At 38.3% G+C, this 24,916-nt stretch carries 23 protein-coding genes; 21 read left to right on the top strand and 2 right to left on the bottom strand.

Annotated features, from left to right (window positions below; genetic code table 11):
• Positions 1–7 precede the first annotated feature (7 nt).
• The 7 genes from CYJ57_RS02570 to pheT all read left to right on the top strand — a co-directional run bounded on the left by CYJ57_RS02570 (position 8) and on the right by pheT (position 10,354).
• On the top strand, positions 8–3,004 hold the full coding sequence (locus tag CYJ57_RS02570; protein WP_101953951.1) for a putative polysaccharide biosynthesis protein: 2,997 nt from the start codon (positions 8–10) through the stop codon (positions 3,002–3,004).
• Positions 3,001–3,714, top strand: coding sequence for a pseudouridine synthase (locus tag CYJ57_RS02565; protein ID WP_101953950.1), 714 nt, complete (start codon positions 3,001–3,003; stop codon positions 3,712–3,714). The genes CYJ57_RS02570 and CYJ57_RS02565 overlap by 4 nt, the downstream gene beginning before the upstream one ends.
• A 19-nt stretch (positions 3,715–3,733) precedes the next feature.
• Positions 3,734–5,149 carry a dipeptidase PepV gene (gene pepV / locus CYJ57_RS02560; RefSeq protein ID WP_101953949.1) on the top strand — a complete coding sequence of 472 codons (1,416 nt, stop codon included), beginning with the start codon at positions 3,734–3,736 and terminating at the stop codon, positions 5,147–5,149.
• A 1-nt stretch (position 5,150) separates the two neighbouring features.
• Positions 5,151–5,936, top strand: coding sequence for a TrmH family RNA methyltransferase (locus CYJ57_RS02555; protein WP_101953948.1), 786 nt, complete (start codon positions 5,151–5,153; stop codon positions 5,934–5,936).
• 89 nt (positions 5,937–6,025) lie between these two features.
• Positions 6,026–6,556: an HD domain-containing protein gene (locus CYJ57_RS02550; protein ID WP_006701437.1), complete on the top strand. Its 531-nt coding sequence runs from the start codon at positions 6,026–6,028 to the stop codon at positions 6,554–6,556.
• A 322-nt stretch (positions 6,557–6,878) separates the two neighbouring features.
• A complete protein-coding gene (pheS, locus tag CYJ57_RS02545) occupies positions 6,879–7,937 on the top strand; it encodes a phenylalanine--tRNA ligase subunit alpha (protein ID WP_006701436.1) in 1,059 nt (352 codons plus the stop codon).
• Complete coding sequence (gene pheT, locus CYJ57_RS02540; protein ID WP_101953947.1) at positions 7,937–10,354, top strand: phenylalanine--tRNA ligase subunit beta; 2,418 nt, start codon at positions 7,937–7,939, stop codon at positions 10,352–10,354. The genes pheS and pheT overlap by 1 nt, the downstream gene beginning before the upstream one ends.
• On the opposite strand, the gene rnhC is transcribed toward pheT, so the two are convergent.
• The gene (gene rnhC, locus CYJ57_RS02535) at positions 10,351–11,283 is read right to left on the bottom strand and encodes a ribonuclease HIII (RefSeq protein WP_180764358.1); all 933 of its coding nucleotides are present in this window, start codon (positions 11,281–11,283) and stop codon (positions 10,351–10,353) included. The genes pheT and rnhC overlap by 4 nt on opposite strands.
• Positions 11,284–11,368: 85 nt before the next feature.
• Here rnhC and zapA point away from each other — a divergent pair, with 85 nt between their 5' ends.
• The 11 genes from zapA (at position 11,369) to cbpB (ending at position 21,529) form a co-directional block, all read left to right on the top strand.
• Positions 11,369–11,638: a cell division protein ZapA gene (gene zapA / locus CYJ57_RS02530; protein WP_006701433.1), complete on the top strand. Its 270-nt coding sequence runs from the start codon at positions 11,369–11,371 to the stop codon at positions 11,636–11,638.
• A gap of 21 nt (positions 11,639–11,659) precedes the next feature.
• On the top strand, positions 11,660–12,211 hold the full coding sequence (locus tag CYJ57_RS02525) for a CvpA family protein (RefSeq protein ID WP_006701432.1): 552 nt from the start codon (positions 11,660–11,662) through the stop codon (positions 12,209–12,211).
• Positions 12,212–12,244: 33 nt separating this feature from the next.
• Entirely contained in the window at positions 12,245–14,605 is a 2,361-nt protein-coding gene (locus tag CYJ57_RS02520) for an endonuclease MutS2 (protein WP_101953945.1), read from the top strand.
• 65 nt (positions 14,606–14,670) lie between these two features.
• Entirely contained in the window at positions 14,671–14,982 is a 312-nt protein-coding gene (gene trxA, locus CYJ57_RS02515) for a thioredoxin (RefSeq protein ID WP_006701430.1), read from the top strand.
• A gap of 119 nt (positions 14,983–15,101) precedes the next feature.
• Entirely contained in the window at positions 15,102–16,772 is a 1,671-nt protein-coding gene (locus tag CYJ57_RS02510) for a hypothetical protein (protein WP_101953944.1), read from the top strand.
• A gap of 18 nt (positions 16,773–16,790) precedes the next feature.
• Positions 16,791–17,696: an ABC transporter ATP-binding protein gene (locus CYJ57_RS02505; protein WP_101953943.1), complete on the top strand. Its 906-nt coding sequence runs from the start codon at positions 16,791–16,793 to the stop codon at positions 17,694–17,696.
• Positions 17,689–18,975, top strand: a complete 1,287-nt coding sequence (locus tag CYJ57_RS02500; RefSeq protein WP_101953942.1) for an ABC transporter permease — start codon at positions 17,689–17,691, stop codon at positions 18,973–18,975. Before CYJ57_RS02505 ends, CYJ57_RS02500 begins: the two co-directional genes overlap by 8 nt.
• 100 nt (positions 18,976–19,075) lie before the next feature.
• On the top strand, positions 19,076–19,924 hold the full coding sequence (gene racE, locus CYJ57_RS02495; protein WP_006701426.1) for a glutamate racemase: 849 nt from the start codon (positions 19,076–19,078) through the stop codon (positions 19,922–19,924).
• Positions 19,899–20,519 carry an XTP/dITP diphosphatase gene (locus tag CYJ57_RS02490; RefSeq protein WP_101953941.1) on the top strand — a complete coding sequence of 207 codons (621 nt, stop codon included), beginning with the start codon at positions 19,899–19,901 and terminating at the stop codon, positions 20,517–20,519. Before racE ends, CYJ57_RS02490 begins: the two co-directional genes overlap by 26 nt.
• The gene (locus CYJ57_RS02485) at positions 20,500–21,027 is read left to right on the top strand and encodes a YfcE family phosphodiesterase (RefSeq protein WP_101953940.1); all 528 of its coding nucleotides are present in this window, start codon (positions 20,500–20,502) and stop codon (positions 21,025–21,027) included. Before CYJ57_RS02490 ends, CYJ57_RS02485 begins: the two co-directional genes overlap by 20 nt.
• A complete protein-coding gene (cbpB, locus tag CYJ57_RS02480; RefSeq protein WP_083857158.1) occupies positions 21,014–21,529 on the top strand; it encodes a cyclic-di-AMP-binding protein CbpB in 516 nt (171 codons plus the stop codon). Before CYJ57_RS02485 ends, cbpB begins: the two co-directional genes overlap by 14 nt.
• On the opposite strand, the gene CYJ57_RS02475 is transcribed toward cbpB, so the two are convergent.
• Positions 21,526–22,401 carry a mechanosensitive ion channel family protein gene (locus tag CYJ57_RS02475; RefSeq protein WP_006701422.1) on the bottom strand — a complete coding sequence of 292 codons (876 nt, stop codon included), beginning with the start codon at positions 22,399–22,401 and terminating at the stop codon, positions 21,526–21,528. The genes cbpB and CYJ57_RS02475 overlap by 4 nt on opposite strands.
• A gap of 122 nt (positions 22,402–22,523) precedes the next feature.
• On the opposite strand from CYJ57_RS02475, the gene CYJ57_RS02470 reads away from it, so the two are divergent.
• The 3 genes from CYJ57_RS02470 to ccpA all read left to right on the top strand — a co-directional run bounded on the left by CYJ57_RS02470 (position 22,524) and on the right by ccpA (position 24,835).
• Complete coding sequence (locus tag CYJ57_RS02470; RefSeq protein ID WP_244896570.1) at positions 22,524–23,108, top strand: DUF948 domain-containing protein; 585 nt, start codon at positions 22,524–22,526, stop codon at positions 23,106–23,108.
• A 24-nt stretch (positions 23,109–23,132) separates the two neighbouring features.
• Positions 23,133–23,681, top strand: a complete 549-nt coding sequence (locus tag CYJ57_RS02465) for a YtxH domain-containing protein (protein WP_006701420.1) — start codon at positions 23,133–23,135, stop codon at positions 23,679–23,681.
• Between the two features lie 155 nt (positions 23,682–23,836).
• On the top strand, positions 23,837–24,835 hold the full coding sequence (ccpA, locus tag CYJ57_RS02460) for a catabolite control protein A (protein WP_006701419.1): 999 nt from the start codon (positions 23,837–23,839) through the stop codon (positions 24,833–24,835).
• Positions 24,836–24,916: the final 81 nt, after the last annotated feature.

The raw sequence follows: 24,916 nt of genomic DNA, 5'->3' as shown, positions 1-24,916 counted from the left end.
GCTGCTTATGGTTAAAAAGTATAAAAGAGATGACCTGAAGTCAACGCATGATTTATCGCATACAATTGAGTTTACTTCAGAAGATCGTAAGAAGTTACGTGACCCAAATCCGCAACCTATTGATGGTGACTACTTTACTCAATCTGATGATTTATCTGCTAATGAGTCGTCTGAATCTATATCTGAGCCGTTTGGGTCTAATTCAACATCCGAGTTTGAAACACCGTATAACGAATTTCGTTATGTTTCGATTCGTGAACAGTTGAAAGAGCAAGCTGAAGCAGAAGCAAGCAATGCTGAAAAACGCAAATGGATCCAACCGAGTTATGAAGAACATTATGATATGAATCAATTAGATGATATTCAAGCCTATAATCAATTTGAGATGGAGACAGATCAAGAAGGTGAAATATCAGAGATTCAGGAGGATCACTCTTTATGGCATACGATTCAAATGAAGTTGAATCTAAACTCTCGCCATTCCAATGTATTAGAAACACTGGATCAAGATGAGGAAAATAAGGGTGACAAAACAGAGGAAAATGAATTCGATGTCGAAAGTACTGAGCTAGAAGAGCCTGAATTAACGAATATAACAAAATCATCGCCTGCAAAAGAAGTTGATAACGATGCTGTTTCTACGGGTGGAAGCTGGTTTAAACGATTAAAATCATTTTATACAGGAGAGTATCTTGTAGAAGATGAAAGTGAAGATGTGGATATAGAGCCTAAAGAATTCGATACACTTGAGGAAGAAACTTCGGTGGAAGATACGCCAGTGACAGTTGAATCAAAAGAAATCACCCCGAAAAAAGGAAATTCAATCTTAAATAAGCTTCGCAATTTATATAATCCACAAGTTGAAGAAAATGAAGAAACGGAATCAGTAATCGAAATTGAAGTAAATATAGTAAATGATGTTACCCAAGAGATTGATGCAAAAACTGATGAGGATACTCAACGGCACACTGAAGAGACGACTTCATCCTTATCCGATGAAGCCGAAACTGAAGCTGAAGTAGAGATATCTAATCTCGACCAAAATCAACAAGAAGAACAAGGTGAAGGCCTTTCGGTCAATCAATTAAAAGAAATCCTTGAAAAATCAAACGAGACAATCAATCAAGTATCTTCTTCAGAGGAAAAAGTTGAAGCTGGATCGACCGAATCTGAAATTGAAAACACCTTTTCACATATTGGTAAAGGACAGGTAGATAAAATAGACAATCTAATCACCGAGGAGAATTCGATTGAGACAACCAGTGCGACAGAAATGTTGGAAGAGGAACCTGAAACAATTGAGCCAATTATTACCGAACAACGGATGGAAGAAGATCTTACGACGGGTCAATTAATTGCTGAAGAAGTGGATGAAAGCCTGCATGATAAGCGCTCTATAGTAGGTGGTGCAACGTGGTTAACAATGGGAAGTGTCTTCTCCCGTATTATTGGCGCACTCTATATTATTCCATGGGCCAGTATGTTTGGTGAATCTTATACGAAAGTTAATATTTTGTACAGTATAGGCTATAAACCATATGCGTTATTTTTAGCGATTGCTACAGCCGGATTCCCAAGTGCGATTGCTAAGCAAATGTCGTATTTCCATGCGCATAACGAATATAAAGTCGCTAATAAACTATTCAAAAATAGTTTGTATATTATGATTGGTACCGGAATTGTTTCTGCTTTAATATTATTTATCACCGCACCATGGATAGCCTCGATGTCGGCAACTCAAAATGTGGATGCAGCCACAACGGTCATCCGTTCATTAACACCTGCGTTACTAATTTTACCAGGAATGAGCTTATTACGAGGTTATTTCCAAGGTTTTAATGATATGAAACAAACGGCTATTTCACAGATTTTAGAACAATTAGCGCGAGTGGCATATTTACTAGTTGCAACGTATGCGATTCTTAAAATACAACAAGGAGAGCCAACTACAGCAGTCGTACATTCAACTTTCGCTGCTTTCATCGGTGCGATACTATCCCTAGGTTATTTATTATTTGAGTACTTTAGATATAAGCCTCAAACGGATAAGTTAATGTCACAATCATCTAATAAAATTGATATTGATTTTAATGAAAGTATGACGCTAGTCTTAAAAGATAGTATTCCATTTATTTTATTAGGATCAGGAATCATTATTGCACAATTTATAGACCAATTATCTTTTGGCCAAATTTTAAGCCGAACATCATCGTTAATGTTCTCTGAAATCTCACAACTCTATGGTTTAATGAGCCTTGATATTGATAAATTAGTGATGATTATTATTTCCGTCGCTGTAGCGCTTGCTTCCTCATTAGTTCCAACCATTACAAGTTATTACGCAAAACGTAACTTAGAAGGAACGAGTGAGATGGTGACGCATATTATGTCTATTTTCTTTATTGTTATGTTGCCTGCTGCTTTAGGTATGGCAGCTATTGCAAACAATCTCTATTTCTTCTTCTTTGAATACGGTATTGAAGCAGGGCCTAACTTATTAGTGACTGGAGCGATTTCAAGTGTGATATTAGGACTTTATACGGTCTTATCAACCATCCTGCAATCAATGAATCAACGTCGTTTAGCTGTACGATATTTATTAGTAGGTTTACTTGTCAAATTAGTCGTACAATTTCCAATGGTGGCATTACTGAAGGCTCATGGTGCACTTATTGCAACCATGATTGGCTTTACAGTGACAAGTACTTTAAGTTGGATTGCGATTTCGAAAAAATTAAAAATTAACTATGATGTCTTGTTAACGAATATGGTACGAATTTTTATCGCCTCGATTACGATGACAGTGGCTGCAGTCTTATGGAATCAATTAGTAAATGTATTAATTCCGGGAGATGGGCGCTGGATGCTGCTTATTAAGATTATGATTGTTGTATTCGTATCCGTTGTAATCTATGTGATTGCACTTGGATTACTGAATTTATTGCATATTATACTGGGGAATCGATATCAAAAAATACAAGATGAAATGAGGTTTGTAGAGTGAGACTTGATAAGTTATTAAGCCACTCGGGATTCGGTACCCGCAAAGATGTTAAGAAGCTTATACAATCTGGAGCGATTACGATAAATGGGGAGACGGTGACAAAGTCAAGTCTACACATTGAACCCGAAACAGATCTAGTATGTTGTTATGATGAACCCATCGCTTACCAACAGTATTATTATGTGATGTTAAATAAACCGGATGGAATTATTAGCGCAACATTTGATCATCTCCATGAAACAGTGATTGACTGGGTTGCGCTTGATTATCAACATGTCGATTTATTCCCCGTAGGTAGGTTAGATATTGACACAACTGGGTTATTACTTTTAACAAATGATGGCCAATTAGCCCATCGATTGACTTCGCCAAAACATCAAGTCCCTAAAGTTTATCAAGCGAAAATTGCTAAATCGATTACTGATGTGGATATTGCAACATTTCAAAATGGGATAAAAATCGATGATTATGTGACTCGCCCCGCCCAATTACGAAGTTTGCCATCCAATCAACCCGATGAAATATGGGCTGAGGTGACGATTTATGAGGGCAAGTTTCATCAAGTTAAAAAAATGTTTCAATCTATTGACAATTTGGTCTTAAAGCTTCATCGTATAAGTATGGGACCGATTACTTTAGATGAACATCTCGCTGAAGGGGAATACCGCGAGTTAACTGCTGAAGAATTGCGTCTATTAAAAGAAATATAAGGTAGAAAGAAGGAGCACAATGGAAAACATTCAATGGTTAGAAGAGGTTACTAAACGTAAAGAATCAATTCTTGAAGATCTATTCCGTCAATTAAGAATTCCGTCAGTTCGAGAAGATGATAAAGCGACAGAAGATGCGCCGGTTGGCCCAGGTCCTAAAGCAGCACTTGAAGATTTTATGGCGATGGCTAAAGAAGATGGTTTTACGACCAAGCAATATGGCCCATGGGCTGGACGTGTAGAGTTCGGTGAAGGTGAAGAATTATTAGGGATCTTAGGACATTTAGATGTAGTTCCGGTTGGAACAGGTTGGGAGACCGATCCGTTTGAACCACAAATTATCGATGAAAAAATCTATGCTCGAGGATCAAGCGATGATAAAGGGCCTACCATTGCGGCATATCATGCGATTAAACTATTGCTCGAATTAGGTGTTAAATTTAATAAGCGAATTCACTTAATTATCGGAACCGACGAAGAGTCTGGTTGGCAATGTATGGATCATTACTTTGCAGAAGCTGAAATGCCAGATTTTGGTTTCTCTCCGGATGGGAATTTCCCAATTATTAACGGTGAAAAAGGAAATGTTTCAGCGATAATTACACAATCAGATCAAACGAAGGTAGAGGGCGATTATCACCTAGTTTCATTAAATGCGGGATTACGTGCGAATATGGTTCCGCAAGATTGTGATGCGGTTGTTCAAGGAGCTGATTTAGAAACATTGGCAGAAGCATTTGATTCTTTTGTCAAAGAACATCCAAATCACTTAAAAGGTTCTTATGAAATTGAGAGTGACCAAATTACGTTCCATTTAGTAGGTAAAGCTGCTCATGGTTCTACGCCACATGTAGGAGTGAATGCAGCTACTCATTTATCACAATTTTTAGTGAACTATACTTTCGACCAACAAGATGCGAACCATTTGGTTCAAATGCTGTCACATCAACTATATGAAGGATTTGACGGTTCAGGTATTGGTGTTAACCATACGCATGATGTGATGGGTGAATTAAGTATGAACGTCGGTGTTGTTAATTATCAAGACCGAAAAGGGATGGATATCAATGTTAACTTCCGTTATCCAGAAGGAACAAATCCAGAACGTATTCATGAAGGAATGAAAAAAGCACTGACAGAATATTCTCTATCGATTGAAATGGGCGAAGCGAAAGAACCTCATTATGTTCCAGCAGATGACCCAATGGTTGAAACATTATTACAAGTATACGAAAACCAAACAGGTGAAAAAGGTTATGAAAAAACCATTGGAGGCGGCACATATGGACGCTTAATGCCACGTGGTGTGGCGTATGGCGCGCTATTCCCAGACTCTACAGACACAATGCACCAAGCGAATGAATTCTTTAGCGTCAGTGATTTATTAAGATGTACTGCAATTTATGCTGAAGCAATTTATCGCTTAACCCGTTAAAATGTCAATCGAAGTCATTCGCTCAGCCAATAATGCTAAACTACGGTCTTGGCGAAAACTAGCTACCTCGAAAGAAAGACGAAAACAACAAAAGTATCTCGTCGAAGGCACTCATTTAGTGGAGGAAGCACTAAAACATCAAGTAGCGATGGATAGTTTAATCATGACAGAAAGTTACTATGCGGAACAATGGGACCATCTGCAAACGCATGACCAGTGCTTTACACCGGTGCTGATTGCCGATTCATTAGCAAGTCAGCTGGCTCAAACACCTTCTCCGCAAGGCATTTTTGCAGTGATTGAGGTGGCGAATGATCAGAACCTACCGCTCATTGATGGGAATAAGTATTTACTCGTAGACCGAATTCAAGATCCGGGAAATTTAGGGACAATGATTCGTACAGCGGATGCAGCTGGGATTGATGCGATCATATTGGGAGAAGGATGTGTCGATCTCTATAATGATAAAGTCATCCGATCGACTCAAGGCTCATTATGGCATCTTCCGATAGTAAATTTGAGCCTGGAAGAAGCTATTCCATTATTACAGCAACACGACATCCAAGTTTATGGGACGGGATTAGATTCTTCAGCTGTCCCTTATTATGACTTAGATACACAAAACCCTTGTGCTTGGCTGATGGGTAATGAAGGGCAGGGAGTAGCCCCTAAGTTACTAGGGATGTGCGACCAAGTTACCTATATTCCAATGCAAGGACAGGCTGAATCATTAAATGTTGCGATTGCAACCGCAATTCTCTTATTTCAAGCAAATTGTCCGAAATAATCATCAAAGCTTAATAAAAAATTCATAGGTTTTCGCATATAAGTAGCGTATAATAAACATTAAAGTTCATAAATAGAGGAGAAGGTTATTTGTTAAAAGATTGGATTCACGATCTAGAATATCTTGAGATGGTACATGACTTAATGGATCATTCGGATGTTCAACGATTAGCAAACTACACTCATCATCATATTACGACGCGTTTAGCGCATTCGATTGGTGTATCCTATCGTAGTTATCGTTGGGCAAAGCGTTTGGGCTTAAATGCACGTGCTGTCGCACGAGCGGGTTTATTACATGATTTATTCTTTTACGAATCAATCGATAAGCATACTGCTGGCCCACGTGGACATAATTATGAACATCCGAGAATTGCTTTAGAGAATGCTTTAAAGATTACAGAACTATCAGATGTTGAACAAGACATTATTTTGAAACATATGTTTGGTGCGACGTTAGACATCCCACGCTATATCGAAAGCTGGTTAGTCACCCTGATGGATAAGCGGTGTAGTATTGCGGAAGGATCACATTATTGTTCTCACAAAATAAGTTATTACTTGAACCAATATCGTTTCTACCGCCAAATGAAGCGTTATGCTGCTAAAGCGATTATTTAATCTATTTATCGATGCGTTTAATTCATAAACATGCTATAGTTAGATAACAACGATGACGAAATCACTAAAGTACGCCAACCACAGAGATATTTAGCAAGGCTGAAACTAAATAATATAAGTCGCACTTTAATTTCAATTTCCGAGTTAATCTGTTAAGAATCAATTTTGATTTGAAAAAGATTCCGCTGATCACGGTTACAGATTGAGAGCCCAGTCTATGTTATTTTCATAGAATGGGAATAAGGGTGGTACCACGGTAGCGCGTCCCTTTTTGGGATGCGCTACTTTTTATATTTTATTAGAAAAATTAGGAGGATTGGCCATGATTGAACAATTAGTACAAGAGATAGACCAACTGAGTCAAGAAGCGGTTGCTGCCATCCAACAAGCAGAAGAATCATCACAGCTTGAAGCAATACGTATTCAATATACTGGTAAGAAAGGTGCACTACAAGCTTATACACAAAAGATGAAGGATTTATCCAATGACGATAAACCAAAGCTAGGTAAAGCAATCTCATCTTTTAACCAATCATTTAATGAAGTTTTCCAAACACAATTATCCCAAATAAAAGAAAAAGAACTGAATCAACAATTGATGAGTGAATCAATTGATATTACTTTACCGGGCTACTCTAAACCTTTCGGCACAGCCCATATATTAAGTCAAACTTTAATGGAGATTGAAGATTTCTTTATTGGCTTAGGATATCAAGTGATTGACGGATTTGAAGTCGAACAAGATTTGTATAACTTTGAGAAGATGAATTTACCGAAGAATCATCCTGCCCGTGATATGCAAGATACGTTTTATATTAACGATGAATTACTCTTACGTACGCATACATCACCTGTTCAAGCACGAACGATGGAGCAACATGATTTTGAAAAAAACGGTCCATTAATGATGATTAGTCCGGGGAAAGTCTACCGCCGAGATGATGATGATGCGACGCACTCACATCAATTCCAACAGATTGAGGGACTCGTTATTGCATCTGAAGTAACCTTAGCTGATTTAAAAGGGACCTTACTCGCATTTTCTAAAAAAATGTTTGGCCAAGACCGCGAAATTCGTCTCCGTCCAAGTTATTTCCCGTTTACTGAACCGTCTGTTGAAGTGGACGTGAACTGCTTCAAATGTGGAGGTAAAGGATGTAATGTCTGTAAGCAAACCGGTTGGATTGAAATATTAGGCGCTGGAATGGTTCATCCAAATGTACTCGAGATGTCAGGTGTTGATAGTCAACGTTATAGCGGATTTGCTTTTGGACTTGGAATTGAACGGGTAGCGATGTTGAAATACAATATTGATGATATTCGTCATTTTTATCAAAATGATTTACGCTTCTTAAATCAATTTAAAGGAGGGACCTTATAATGTATCTTAGCTTAGAATGGTTATCCGATTTTTTAGAATTATCTCATGTTGATAGTGAACAGTTAGCTGAACGAATTTCACGTACCGGGATTGAAATTGAAGGCGTAGAAAATTACGGCAAAACCTTAAGTCATCTTGTGGTTGGCTTTGTCGAACATTTAGAGCCACATCCAGAAGCAGATAAGCTTAATATTGCCCAAGTAAAAGTTGGAGACGACCAAGTATTACAAATTGTCTGTGGCGCACCGAATATTGTTCAAGGTGCTAAAGTAATTTGTGCTTTACCAGGGGCAGTATTACCAATGGGCGAAATTCAACAAACTGAAATTCGTAATATTCCTTCATCAGGAATGCTTTGCTCTTATGAAGAGTTAGGCTTTAAATCCAATGTCATACCAAAAAAATATAGTGATGGCATTGTGTTATTACCTGAAGATGCGCCAGTCGGTGAAGATATTATTACTTATCTAAAATTAAATAATCCGATTTTTGAATTAAGCTTAACGCCCAACCGTGCGGATGCATTAAGTGTGCTAGGTAATGCCTATGAAGTAGGAGCAATTTTAAGTCAGACGCCAAAAATCCAAAGTGTCTCGACAGAATTAACACAAGTTGAAACTTTAGCAGATTTGAAAGAGCTTAAGGTAGATGCCAATGTAAGCGAGCAGTACCAGTTACGTTTAATTCAAAATGTGAAAGTGGCAGAAAGTCCGATTTGGATGCAAATGCGCTTGATGAAATCAGGGATTCGTCCCGTAAATAATATTGTCGATATTACTAATTACTTATTACTGTTATACGGACAACCGATGCATGCATTTGATTATGACAAGTTGACAAGTGATACCATTGAAGTTCGTTATGCCAAAGATGGTGAGAAACTGTTGACACTTGATCAAGTAGAACGCTCGCTTGTTGAAGGAGATGGCGTTATTTGTGACGGAGACCGTCCAATTGCTTTAGCCGGAGTGATGGGTGGTTATGATACCGAAGTAACCGAATCAACGAAAAATGTCTTACTTGAGACCGCCATCTTTAATCCACAAGCGGTTCGCTTAACGTCTAAACGTTTAGGGTTAAGATCAGAATCTAGTCAACGTTTCGAGAAAGGTTTGAATAAACAAACGGTTAATGCTTCAGGTGATTATGCAGTGGAGCTAATGCAACAACTTGCCGGTGGTACAGCAATTCCAGGTTATTTAGCCCAAACGAGTGTGCAAGCTGAACCGGTTACGGTGACCGTTCGCCGTGACGCAATCGAACGACAAATTGGGATTGAACTGACTGATTCAGAATTAGAAGAAATTATTCAACGTTTAGGATTTACCATCACTTTAAATGGGGAAACGTTCGATGTTCAAGTACCGCCAAGACGTTGGGATATTCAAATTGAACCCGATGTGATTGAGGAAATTGCTCGGATTTATGGTTATGATCATATACCGAATACTTTACCGCAAATTCAGTCACCACTATCTGGCTTGAAGCCTCAACAATTGATGCGTCGCACGACACGACGAGTGATGGAAGGGCTAGGACTGCATGAAGTGATTAGTTATAGTTTACAATCATCGAAGCACGCTCAGTTATTGGCAAATCCTAATACCCCATTAATCCAGCTGGCACTACCACTTAGTGAGGAACGCTCAGTATTACGTCAAAGTCTCCTACCAGCCTTACTTGAAATTACACAATATAATCAAGCGCGTCGTAATGATGACTTGGCATTATTTGAGTTAGGACGTGTCTTCCAAGGACACGCAGATGCCCGTAAAATGCCTGAAGAAGTCGATCGATTAGGCATTATTTTATCCGGTCACGCTCAAGTGGATAGTTGGTCACAAAAAGCTCGTTATTATGACTTCTATGATCTAAAAGGGATGTTAGAGACATACTTTGAGCAGCTACAAATCCAATCCTTAATCCAGTGGGAAAAGGTAGAAAGTATCGAAGAACTTCATCCAGGTCGCTCAGCTCAAATTAAACTTGGCGACCAAGTGATTGGAATCATTGGTCAGATTCATCCGACACTGTGTCGTGATTATGATATTCATTCACACACATATTTTGCTGAGATTTATCTTGATCGAGTGTACCCAGTTGCGTTGCCGGAACGCAGCCAACAAGCGATACCAAAATATCCAGCCTCAATGCGTGATATCGCATTACTGGTCTCTAAAACACAAAACCACCAGCAAATTGTCGATACAATTTATGCGAGTGGCTTTGAATATTTAGAGTCGGTCACCTTATTTGATTACTATCAAGGTGAGGCAATCGATAGCGACCATATTTCATTAGCTTATCGTTTAATCTTCCAAAATCCAGATCAAACGATGTCCGATGAAGATGTGGATCAGGCAATGCAACGCATTGAATCTGCGCTACTTCAATTAGACGACATCCAGTTGCGTTAATTTAATATTTTTTCAGTGTTGCGGAAATGGAGCTTGGCTATCTCATCTAAGATGGCAGCTCCATATTTTTGTGTTAATTCACGTCCTACTTGATCGACCTGTGTCCCAGCTCCGGAAGGGAGTGTGCATTGATACGGCGCGCCGAATCTTCTTAGCGATTCTAAGAATAAATGACGCGCAATAATCGAAGCACAAGCGACGGATAGATATTGGGACTCTGCTTGTGTTTTAAAGAGAATCAGCGATCGATCGATAGTTTCTCGACCTGTTAAATAATGATAGAAATTTTTAGGCGTGGTAAATTGGTCGATAATAATTCGTTCGACCGGCTGATTTTCAATTTTTTGAAGAAGCTGTTGGCAATTTGTATAGTGCATCATGACTTTCAGGCTGACGGCATTATATTTGATACCCATGACTTTGTTATATTGTTTAGGGGATACTTCAATGACATTATAGAATAAACGCTCCATAAGTTTGGGTGCGATGGCTTCAATTTGTGGGTCCGTTAACTTTTTGGAATCATTGACTTTGAGAGCTTTGACCCAATCGATATCTTCCGGACGTAAATAGACACTGGCAACTACTAATGATCCGAAATAACTACCGTTCCCAACTTCATCGCTACCGATGACACAATATTGTTGGCTAACCATGGTTGAAACAGAACGCGTTTGAGTATTGGGTGTCGTCTTCGTACAAGCTTGAGGCGGAGTAATCCAATCGAACTGTTGGCTCAGTTGTTGTAGTTCATTGAGCGTATGATTTCCTTGGAACAGCACTTTGCCACTTGCATAGGCTGTAATGGTTGTTTGTTGGTGCACCGCTCGAAATACACTGTAAGGAACCGATGATGTAAGATGAGGTTGATAGTATTGTTTGAGTTGTTGGAGTTGTGACGGGGTCATTTTTAAAGTGTGTTGTTTCATTGAATATGCTCCTTTAATAGTTTTTTGGCACGCAGGCTGTTTTTTTGGTAAAATAAAGGTATTAAAGTTAGAGTAGGTGAGGATTTTGCACAAACGTTTTAGAACCACCATTAATGGTAAAGACTATGTTATCACAGGTGAGAAAAGTGCTCAACATATGGATGTAGTGATTGATCTATTGAAAACACAACTTGAACAATTACATCATATTGATCCGACATTAGATACGACGGACCGCTGTATTCTTATGGCAATTAATGCTATTTCAGATAGTTTAAGTCGTGAAAATCGTATTAAACAACTTGAAGAAGAGATTCAGGCCATCAAATCTCAAAACGGCATGAATTTCAAATAAAAATTCAAATCGAGGTGCAACATGCTTACAATTGTTATATTATTAATTTTTGTATTAAGTTTTTATATGGGATGGCGTCGAGGACTCATTATGCAAGCAATCCGCTTTTTAGGCTATATCATTACCTTTATATTGGCAACGCAATTTTTTGAACCCTTATCGAAATGGATTGAGATGATTATTCCATTTCCATCCATTCAACCCGATACACAATTGGCTATCTACGATGAAGCCATTAGTTTTATGTTGGATACGGCATTTTATCGTGTCTTGACCTTTATGTTAATCGGACTTATCGGTTGGTTAGTGACCAATTATGTGTCACTCTTCTTTAACCGATTGATGTACTATGATGTTTTGCATCATATTAATCGGATCGGTGGGGGTATCATCAATTTGATTATTGCTTATATTATTGTTTTTATTATTTTATTTGCGTTATCTCTTATTCCAGTTGAATTTATTCAACAACAATTTGTGAATAATCCTTTAGCCTATGGTATTGTCGCTAATACACCATTACTATCTGATTTTGCAGCACAAATGTGGTTATCTGTGAACCCATTATCTTAGATTACGATTAATCTGTCAGAGAGGAGGGCAATAGTGTTCGATCAAAAAATATTAAAGACGCTAGAATACCATAAAATTAAACAACACCTCATCGAGCGCGTACAAACGGAAATGGGGCATCAGTTTGTTATCAAACAACTTCCCCAAACTAAACAGGCAACCATTCAACGCTTATTAGATGAGACCGAAGAAGCTGTACGAATTCTTTCGCTACCAGCTACGCTACCGATTCCCCGTATTTCCAATGTTCGTGAATCCATCAAACGTGTTGAAATCGGGGCCCGACTTAACGGGAAAGAACTTGCTGAACTAGGTAAGTTGTTAAGTACGACTTCGCAACTAGTTCGATTTTTTTCGCAGTTAGAAGAGAATAATCAAATTTTCCCTCAGTTAAATGAATGGATACAAAAAATGGTCAGTTTACCAGAAATTGAACAACGAATTGATCAAACGGTTGATTCGGATGGAATCATTTTAGACACAGCGAGTTCTGAATTGAATCGCATTCGCCGCGCGCAGCTTCGTACCGAACAATCGATCCGTGAAACCTTAAATACGATCATCAAATCAAAAGCCAACCTATTATCTGATACATTGATTACAATTCGTAATCAACGCTATGTCATTCCAGTTAAAACGGATTACCGTGCTCAAATTAAGGGGACTGTCTATGACCAGAGTAGTACCGGGCAAACCTTATTTATTGAGCCACAAAGTGTCACTAATTTGAACAATCAATTAGCTGCCCTACGTAGTGAAGAAAAGGTTGAAGTTGACCGCATTCTAGATGAAGTAACAGAGCAGTTATTGCCTTATTTATCAGAAATCAATCAAAATTATTACGCACTGGGATACCTTGATTATGTGCAAGCAAGGGCGGAATATTCTCTGGCAATCGAAGGGACGAAGCCAACACTATCGCCAGAACGAGAAGTACGAATTTGGCAAGCGCGTCATCCATTAATCGATCCAAAGCAAATTGTAGCGAATGATATTTTAATCGGTGGTGATTATCAGTCATTGATTATTACCGGACCTAATACAGGGGGTAAGACAATCTTACTGAAAACATTCGGTATGCTGCAGATTATGGGACAGTCGGGACTCTATATACCGGCAGAAGAGGCAAGTCAAATCGGCATTTTCGATCAAGTTTATGCGGATATTGGTGATGAACAATCGATTGAACAAAACTTGAGTACTTTCTCTAGTCACATGACAAATATTGTCTCCATCATTCAACGAGCTACCTATCAGTCATTGATTTTGCTTGATGAACTAGGTTCAGGAACGGATCCGCAAGAAGGAGCGGCGCTCGCGATGGCCATATTGGATTACTTCCAATCCGTAGGTTCGATTGTACTTGCAACCACTCACTACCCTGAGCTCAAAGTATATGCGAATCACGCCGCAAATACTCAAAATGCTAGTATGGAATTCAATGATCAGACACTATCACCTACCTATCGCTTATTAATTGGCATCCCAGGGCGCAGTAATGCCTTAGAAATTTCAAAACGCTTAGGCTTGCGCTCGGATATTATTGAAAAAGCTCAATCGGGAGTCCAACAAGAAAGCCAGCAGTTGAACGACATGGTAATGCAGCTAGATCAAGAGCGTCGCGAGATGGAAGAAGAACATCAACAAACGCAACGTTACCTCGATGATGCACAGACCTTACTTGATCGTCTGAAGAATGAATACCAACAGTGGTTGAATGCTAAAGAAGATTTGATGGCACAAGCGAAACGTGAAGCCAATCAATATATAGAAGCAAAAAAAGAAGAAGCAGAAAAGATTATTTCAGATATTCGAGATTTACAGCTCGAACAATCAAGTCAGCAACCTATTAAAGAACATACGTTTATCGAAAATAAAAAACGTCTCGGTGACTTAACGGAACCAGAACGTTTGAAGAAAAATAAAGTCTTGCAACGTGCCAAAAAGCCACAACGAATTGAAGTAGGAGACGAAGTTGAAGTTTTGGCATATCAACAGCGCGGGACAATCGTTGAGATTCCATCATCTAAAGAATACATTGTACAAATGGGCGTAATGAAGATGAAAGTAGCAGCTTCTGAAGTAAAACTTCTCGAATCTGTCGAACCTCAAAGAAGACTGAACGTTCAACGACATGCTGGTTCTAAAGTAAGCACCTCACTTGATTTAAGAGGTGAACGGTTTGATGCTGCGTTGAGAAGATTAAGCCAGTATTTAGATCAGGCGTTATTATCCAACCATCCGATGGTGACAATTATCCATGGCAAAGGGACCGGCGCATTACGCAAGGGTGTCCAACAAGCATTAGCTAATCATCCACAAGTGGAACGCTTTGAATATTCTCCTCCTAACGCAGGTGGCGATGGCTCTACTATTGTCTATTTTAAGGGTTAAGCATATTGAGAAGATTATTGCCTTGTGTCTGTTATAATATGGTTATTCAGAAAGGAGAGAAAACAATGGTACAAGACATACGTGATGAACAATTTAATGAACTTACTAAATCAGGGGTTGTATTAGTCGACTTCTGGGCGCCATGGTGCGGACCATGTCGCATGCAATCACCTGTTATTGAAACATTAAGCCAAGCAATGGAGGGCGAAGTTGAATTCTACAAAATGAATGTGGATGAAGAAGTCAAGACAGCACAACAATTTGGCATTATGTCAATTCCAACGATGATTGTAAAAAAAGATGATGAAGTTGTTGAAACGTTGGTCGGTTATCACGATCAAGCTCGTTTAGAACAAATTTTAAGACAATATCTTTAAAAATTAAACATCTCGAGCAGCTATTTCTAGCGACTTGAGATGTTTTTTTGCATGATGATATTGACAGTGATACAAATGTATAATAAAATGATACTAACGAATGAAAGGAGATAATGATTATGAAAGACGTTACTCGCGCTTCAATCTTTAAACCGGCACAGCGTTCGATGAGATTCAATGCACGTTGGCTTTATATTCCATTTATCCTAGGTATTTTACTATACTATTATATTGTCTTACCTCCAATCCATTATGCATCGATGGCATTTTGGATGTTCTTACTGATTATAACAGCGGGTATTCTAGTCATTGAATTATTAAATGATTCACTTCAAGTTGTTAAAAAAGCTTCCTGGGGACAATATAGACAAGCATTTAAGCAGTTATCCTGGAAGTATCGTTTATTAATTTTACCGTGGCCGATTATTTTAGTGGTCGGTATTGTCAGTAATTTAATCTTTTCGCCATTTTTCATGTCGAATAAATACGCGAATATGATTGACGTACATCAGGAAGATTTTGCGGAAGATTTCCCAGAAACAGATGTGTCACAAATTCCATTGGTAGACCGAGATACAGCAGTTCGTTTAGGGAATCGTCAGCTAGGTAACTTAACAGAGCTTGTTTCTCAATTTGTTCCTTCACCTGACTACACCCAAATCAATATCAATTCGCATCCTTATCGAGTGACCCCACTAGAATATGCTGGATTTTTCCGTTGGGTAAATAATTTTAAGAAAGGAATTCCTCATTACTTACAAATTGATAATGTGACGGGGGAGGTCCAACTTAAAACACCGGAACAACCGATTCGCTATAGTTATTCTGAATTATTGAATCGAAATGTTTTGCGTCACCTTCGTTTTAATTATCCATTTACTTTATTTAATGCACCAGCTTTTGAGGTGGATGATGAAGGAACACCGTATTATATCGCTTCAACTTATGGTCGGAATTTCTTCTTACGTGAACCTGAAGTTACCGGTGTGATAACCGTGAACGCAATGACAGGGGAGACACAACACTATCCGTTGGAATCCATTCCTACTTGGATTGACCGAGTCTATCCTGCGAATTTAATTATTCATCAATTAACGATGCGTGGACACTATAGTAATGGATTCTTTAACTATTATTTTGCACAAAATGGTGTTACCGAACCGACTGAAGGATATAATTATTTGCCAATGGATGATGACTTATACTTATATACCGGAATTACGTCAGTCGTTGCAGATGACTCCAATATTGGCTTTATGTTGGTGAATTTACGAACGAAAGATGCAACCTTCTATCCTCTGAGTGCTGCGGAAGAGTTCTCTACAATGGACTCCGCAGAAGGTAGCGTTCAAGAGAAAGAGTATAAGGCTACATTCCCACTGCTAATTAATATCGAGGGACGACCACTATATATCTTAACTTTGAAAGATCAATCTGGTTTAATCAAAGCCTATGCCTTGATTGATGCGCAAAATTATCAGAAAGTTTATGTTGAATCTTCTGTTAACAAGCTTATGCAAACCTATGCTCTAGAAAATTCGATTGAGGTTGAAGAAATTGAATTTGAAGATGGAGACCTCAATCATGTTGAGGGTCTAATTCAATCGATTCAAGCGGCTGTTGTCGATGGTAATACGATGTATTACTTCACAATCGATGGAAAAATCTATAAAGCGAATATTAAGTTGGCAGATTTCTTACCATTTTTAGAAGAAGGACAATCAATCTCAATCTTTACAACGGAAGATGGTATGGTTCAAAAAATTGAAACCGAAGCTTCTGGAGAATAATATAAAAGGAGGAAAATGATGTTAGAAGCAAAACACTTAACGAAGACATTTGGTGACTTAGTCGCTGTAAATGATGTCAGTTTTACCGTTGAACCTGCAACGATTATGGGGATGATCGGGCAAAACGGATCGGGTAAAACGACGATTTTCCGGATGTTGCTGGATTTCTTACACCCCGAAAAAGGTGGCACAGTAACATGGAACGGAATGCCCGTGAGCAATCAAGTTCGTAATATTGTCGGCTATTTACCTGAAGAACGTGGACTTTATGAGAATATGACCATCCAAGACCAGGTGATTTATTTTGCTAGATTGCGCGGAATGGAGCGCGATGAAATTATTGAACGTTTGGAATTTTGGATGGAGAAATTTGCTGTTAAAGGGAAAGTGACCGATAAAATTAAAACATTATCCAAAGGTAACCAACAAAAAGTGCAAGTGATTGGGACTTTAATTCATGAACCGAAGTTATTAATTTTAGATGAACCCTTTAGTGGACTAGATCCGGTGAATGCGGAGCTACTTCAAAATGGAATTATGGAATTAAAATCGAAAGGCAGCAGCATTATCTTCTCAAGTCACAATATGAATAACGTTGAAGCCATGTGCGATAAATTATTAATGATCCATAATGGGAATAAGGTACTTTATGGTGGGGTCCATGAAGTTCGTGAAAGTTTCGGTCGAACTCGACTCTTTATCGAGACCGAGGATTTTACATTGGAAGAATTAAAGGCCTTGCCAGGGGTTACCTCAGTGACTGAAGAATATCCGAATAATTATGTCTTGCATCTTGAAGATGCATCCTATGGTAAAGAGCTCTATCAAATCATCACAAAAGGTCAGTATATTGCGAAATTCGTACAGTTACCACCAACCCTCGAAGAAATCTTTAAAACGAAAGCAGGTGAGCATCATGAATAAAACTTGGATTGTTGCCAAACAAGTATTTCGTAAAAATGTAAAATCATGGTCATTCTTCTGGATGGTTTTCAGCCCATTTATTACCCTTGCAATTGTCGGCTTAGTTGCTTTCTTTATTGGACGCGATGCTGCTCAGTCTTCAATCGGTGAAATTGCAGTAGTGGATGCACCGAGTGAGGTGGTTTCATTAATTCAACAAGCTGACACCGGAAATGAGATTCATTTTGATTTGTCAATGGATGAAGCTAGAAGCCAATTAGAATCGGATCAAATTGAAGGGTACCTAGTTTGGGAAGATGATTTAACTAATCTGAAATATTACCGCAAAACAACAAGCAAAGATATCGATACTAAATCAATTGCTTCGGTGATTTCAAATTATCAAATGCTTGAGCAGGCTAAGGAACTTGGCATCAGTGATCAAGACTTAATGAAGTTACAAAACCAAAATGTCTTTATCGATAAAATTAATGTCTCATTTAATGAAGGTGGCGAGACGAAAGAAGTATCAACAAGTAACCCAGCTGAAATAATCAAAATGGGAGCGGCCTACGGAGTATGTTTCTTAGTCTTCTTCTTTATCATTAATTATGTGTCGATTATTTCGCAAGAAATTGCGGCCGAGAAAGGATCTCGAATTATGGAGATTATTCTTTCAAGTATTAGTGCTACCTCACATTTCCTAGGCAAATTACTCGGAATTGCGATGGTCATTGCGGCTCAAATTGCGATTTATATCATCATTGGATTGATTCTTTGGTTTATTAAAAATCAATTCGCTGTTTTCACTGATTTAACCGCTCAATTACCGTTTGATTTATCGATGATTTTCAAAGAATCTGGACCAGTGATTTACCTTGGATTATTATACGCTCTCTTGGGTATTATTATGTATACCTCATTGAGTGGCTTCTTAGGTTCACTCGTTTCTAAGACAGAAGATGTTAATAAGATGGTCAGCCCACTGGTTTTTATCGGGGTTGCTGGATTCTACATAGGAATGTATGCCTTGAATAGTACGAACAATCCGGTAGTGCGTATTGGTTCTCAATTCCCACTGTTCACTCCGTTTGTCATGCCATTAAGAATTGCAGCGGGTACAGTCAGCGCTCAAGAGATTGTTATTTCAGTAATTCTATCAATCGTTTTTGCTATAATACTATTGATGGTATCGATGGTATTTTACAAGAGTAATGTGCTCGTCTATAGTGACAAGGGCATGATAAATACGTTAAAACGCTCATATCAACTTTGGAAGAGCGAACGTAGTAGTCTATAAATATTCGATTATTATATTTTACAAAACCTCGAATTTCATTCGAGGTTTTTCTAATCTTATAGTATAATTTAATTAAGAATAAAAGGAACTAGGTGATGAAATGAGGAACCTGCCAATTGGCGTGATTGATTCAGGATACGGTGGTTTAACCGTAGTGAAGGAACTTTTACGTCAGTTACCCAATGAATCGATTATCTACTTGGGCGATAGTGCAAGAGCGCCCTATGGACCCCAATCGTCAGAGGACGTCCGAAAATATATCCACCAATTAACTCATTTTCTACTAAACCAAGGAATAAAAATGTTAGTCATCGCCTGTAATACTGGAACAGCAGCGGCATTGGAAACAATCCGAAGTCAAGTGTCAATACCGGTAGTCGGTGTTATTCATGCAGGAGCGAGAGCCGCAATTAAAATGACCCACTCGGGTCGCATTGGTGTGATTGGAACAGAAGGTACTATTAAGAGTGAAATGTATGCCAAAGTGATGCGTAATAAAAATATGGATTTAGAACTTTTTAGTATTGCCTGCCCGGAATTTGTAACGATTGTCGAAGATAATGCGATGGATCAACCTTCGACGTTTCAAGTGATTGAGCAACGACTTCAGCCGTTTAAAGAGGCGCAGGTTGATACTTTAGTACTAGGTTGTACGCATTATCCGCATCTCTACGATCAAATTCAAGAGGTAATGGGAGAAGATACGACTTTAATTGACTCTGGTGTAGAGACAATTAATGAAGTGAGTATGGTCCTTGATTATTTTAATATTAGTAAGACCACTCACGATGCATTGGATCATCCGGCCACTTTACGTATTTATACCACGGGAAATGCAGAACAATTTACCCACTTTTCACGTGTTTGGTTACAAGATTCAACGATTGAAGTGAAACCATGCCATATTAAAGGAGACATTATTTGTGAAGATTATTATTGCGAGCCATAATGAGCACAAAATTAAAGAATTTATTCCATTACTTGAACCGTTTGGCTTTGAGGTAACGTCATTACTTGAATTAAACGATCATCAAGAAATTATTGAAGATGGGGATACCTTTGAAGCGAATGCTTTGATTAAAGCTAAGTCAATCGCTGAAAAATATCAAGCCTATGCTTTAGCTGATGATTCAGGGTTAGTTGTGCCAGCGATTGGGAATGAGCCTGGAATATATAGCGCTCGATACAGTGGTGAGCCTAAAGATGACCACCGAAATAATCTTAAATTATTGGAACGAATGACAGGATTAGAAGGTGATCAACGCAAGGCTTATTTCGTCTCACACCTAGTTGTTTATGCGCCGAACGGAGCCTATTTATCCGTTGAAGGAAAGGCTGAAGGACTGATACTTGAAGTACTGCAAGGGGATGAAGGGTTTGGTTATGACCCGCTCTTTTACTATCCGCCTGCGAAACAAACCTTTGCGCAAATGCCACTTGATGAAAAAAATAAGGTGAGTCATCGCCGCCGTGCGATTGATCAATTACAACAATCATTACCTACATGGTTAGAAGGAGTTCAAGATGAAACTACTGGTTCTTAGTGATAATCATGGACAGTATGATTATGTTAAATCGCTAATCGCTAAATATCGACCGAATGTTGATTATATTATTCATTGTGGAGACTCTGAATTCCGTCCCGATGACCCAATCTGGCAATCCGTGGATGTCGTTGTAAAAGGAAATATGGATTTTTATCCAGACTATCCTGATCAAGAAGTTTTAGAAACCCCTTATGGGAAACTATTTATCACTCATGGGCATTTGTATCAAGTGAATTGGTCTGATGAAGGATTGCGTCATTGCGCAAATCAAGTCGGCGCTTCAATCGTCTTACATGGTCACACGCATTGTTTGAGGGTGACTCGCTATTCAGATTGTACATTGATTAATCCAGGAAGTGTGAGTCGATCTCGGGGGGCATATCCAGATTCAACTTATGCGCTCATCACGTTGAATGAAAGTGGAGTTATTGTAGATTATTACAGTTTGAAGCATGAAAAAATAAAAGAATTATCACAACAATTTGAATGGAATGAGGGAGAATAATTTGATTAATCAAGCTTTAGCAAAGTTAATTATGAACGATGTGGATGACTTTTTAATTTCAAGTGAAGATGTTGCCAGTGTTTATCAGGAACATTCGTTAATTACCGCACTGATGATTTTAACCAATCGCAAGTATTCAACGATCCCTGTACTTAATAATAAAGACCAACTTGTAGGATTAATCAATTTAAGAGTCATTGTTAACGAAGCCTTAAAAAATCAAAATTTTGATTTATTGGTGCTCAATGATATTCAAGTTAAAGATATCGAATTAGTAAAACCAATTATGATTCACCGCAATTCTTCGTTTGAATACATTCTATCTCAACTTGTTACAGATAACTTCTTATGTCTTGTGGATGATAATCAGACTTTCCTAGGGATTGTGACCCGACGTAATTTGTTATCTCGTTTAAATCATTTACTTCATTCGAAGGATTTAACATTGACAGATCAACAAATTGAAAAAATTAAAAAGACAGCATCCCAGCTTGCCGATTAAATATCGGTAGCTGGAATGGTGTCGTAAATTGAGTAAGGGATATGGTATTGATGTGCTTGAAGAGCGCGAAAATATTCACGGTAGAAAATACCTGAATGGACATAATCCTCTCCTACTTGAACGCGAATCGAGATTCGATAATTAAAAGATTGCCCTTCGCCTCGAACGAGACCAATATAAGTAGGCTCATCAGTAATGACGCTATTATAGTTTTGACAAATCTCCTCGGTTGTCTGGTGAATAACAGATTCAAAAGCTGAGAGATCATTCAAATCACTGACGGGTAAGTCGATGTTAATTTGGCGAATACTGCGGCTCATATTATTAATTATTGATATTTCACTGTTTTCAATATAATAATTATCCCCAGTAGCGGTCCGAATGGTTGACGTTCGGATTCCGATTTTTGTAACCGTCCCCATAATCTCTTGGTTAATTACAACTAAATCACCAATCTCCATTTGATTCTCGAATAAGATAAAGAACCCCGTAATAAACGAACTGATTAAGTCTTTGGCACCAAGACCGATTGCTACCCCCGCAATTCCAGCTCCTGCTACCAATGTTCGAACAGGCAGACCTAGTAAATCAAGAATGGTATAAGCATAGATAAAGTAAAGCGAATACATAAAAAGATTTCGCAAAATACTGTTGATCGTCCGAATACGACTAATTGAACGTGATCGATTGAGACTAATTTTTTGGATTAAGTTCTCGTTCATTAATTTATTAATGACATAGCGAGCAATCAACATTAGCAATGTACAAGCAATCATTGAAGAAATAATTATAATCAAATCAATTGAATGTTCGGATAATTGTTCAGGCAGACGACTGCGAAGAACGGATTCGAAGTAGTTAAATAAGTTCAAAATAGTGCTCCTTTCATACTATTTACTTCTTCAGTGTACCATACTGACGGATGAAATGTCGGTAAGAATTATTTGTAGTTGAAAGTAAATCAATGTATAATAAATACAAACAGTGAAAAGAGGTGAAGTATAGCGTGTCATTAGGTGGATTAGCAGGACTAATTGCTGCAATCTCTTTTGCAGTGCTAGTTGCATTTATTTGTCTCAATTTGTCAAAAGTAGCGGATGTGATTAAAGAAGTCAGTGTAACGGTCAATAAGTTAAATAATACGATTGATATTGTTACTAAAGACGTCGATAATTTATCGATTGAAGTCGAAGGGCTATTGAATAAGACAAATGCATTGGTAGATGATGTTGGTGGTAAATTAAACAAAACAGACCCTTTATTCACTGCCATTGGTGACTTGGGTGAAACAGTTTCTGAGGTTAATGATTCAACTAAAGCGATGGCATCGAATTTTTTAAGTGGTGCAAGTTTTAGAAAGAAAAAGCCCAATACACTCAGTCGAATTGCTCGAATTGCCAAGCCAACGATAAATCGTAAACGAACTTATGCGACCGACTATTCAAGAAAGGGACAGCCGGTTAAACAACAGCCAATACGTTCGACAGAACATTACTGGACTCAAGAAGAGAACGATTTATTTAATTTAACGGATAAACAACCGTCTAAAACAGCGGGCGAAGTTGTTATTAAAAAATAATTAAATTCTAAAGGGGGATTATTCATGAGAAAATCAAACAATGATGGACAATTTGTATTAGGAGCAGTATTTGGTGCTGCTGTAGCAGGTATTGCAGCTTTATTATTCGCTCCTAAATCAGGGGCAGAATTACGTCAAGATATCTCAGACGAATTTGATGAGTTCTTAATCAAAGCAGAGGGATACAAAGATTACGCAATGGATCGCGGTGCAGATCTAATGGACCAAGCAGCTGAGATGAGAGATGATGTTGAACTTCAAATTCGTGAAACAGCGTATGATGTAAGACATTCATTTGACCAAGCAATGGACAAAGCTGAAGATAAGTGGGAAGACGTTAAATCTGATGCCAAAGATGTAGCAGAAGAAGCGAAAAAAGAAGCTAAGGCTGCAGGTCAAGAACTTGAATCTGAAGCAAAAGAAACTAAAGATAAAGTCGAAGCTGGTGCTAAACAAGCTGAAAAAGAAGCTAAGCACTTAGCAGATGAAACAAAAGATGCAGCAAAAGACTTAAAAGACTCAGCTAAAGAATCTGCTGATAAAGTTCAAAAAGCTGCCAAGGACGCTAAATAATTCGATTGAAAGTTGAATTAAGAAATGCTCACCAAATGTGAGCATTTTTTCTATGAAAATAAATGAAAAGATATCGCAAAAGGGAATTAAGCGCTTGCAACCCTTTGGGTTTTATGCTACATTGGATATGTTAGAATGAAAGAGGTGATGCCGGCATGGCGAAACAAACTATTACAATTTATGATGTTGCAAGAGAAGCGGGTGTGTCCATGGCTACGGTTTCACGTGTAGTTAACGGAAACCCAAATGTTAAACCAAGTACCCGTAAGAAAGTTTCAGATGTAATCGAAAAATTAAACTATCGTCCAAATGCAGTGGCAAGAGGATTAGCAAGTAAGAAGACGACGACGGTTGGCGTTATTTTGCCGAGCGTTACCAATTTGTTCTTCGCGCAACTCGCTCGAGGAATTGATGATATTGCGTTGATGTATAAGTATAACATTATCTTAGCGAACTCTGATGAAAGTAAAGAAAAAGAAATTCAAGTCTTCAATACCATGTTAGATAATCAAGTAGATGGGATTGTCTTTATGGCGGAGAATGTGACCGATTCAATTAAACGTGAGATTGAACGGACCAATACACCAGTGGTATTTGCTGGAACAGCGAATGACATTGAAGACGCGTATAGTGTAAATATCGATATGATTGCTGCTTATCATGATGCAACATCGAACCTGTTAACCCATAAGAAGCGCGTTGCACTTGTAACGGGGCGCCCACATATCTTATTATCAACTCAACAAGTTGAGGGGTATAAACGTGCGTTATCCGAGCATCAAGTGGACTTTGATGATTCATTATTAATTCAAGGTTCATTGACTTATAAAGATGCAAGTAATATTGTGGAGCAACTGTTGCAAGCGAAAGCCGATGCAGCGATTATTAAAGATGATGCACTTGCTTCGGCAGTGATGTCTGAATTATTAGATCGTGGTATTCAAGTTCCTGAAGACTTTGAAATTATCTCCAATGACAATTCATTAATCTCTGAAATTGTTCGCCCAGCCTTATCAAGTATTCAACAGCCACTCTATGATATTGGAGCTGTGGCAATGCGTCTGTTGACGAAAGTTATGAATAATGAGGAAGTCGACGAGAGAAGGGTGAACTTACCACATAAAATTAAGCATCGTAAGACAACAGAAGAATAAATCAATTTGATAATAAAAGGTTGATGGAAATGTATCCATCAACCTTATTTTATTGTAAAAAAACCGCCCCAATTTTGGGGC

The organism is Falseniella ignava (assembly GCF_002847645.1).
Lineage (GTDB): Bacteria > Bacillota > Bacilli > Lactobacillales > Aerococcaceae > Falseniella > Falseniella ignava.
The sequence above is the reverse complement of the archived record's forward strand: the minus strand, read 5'-3'. Positions and strand labels throughout refer to the sequence as shown.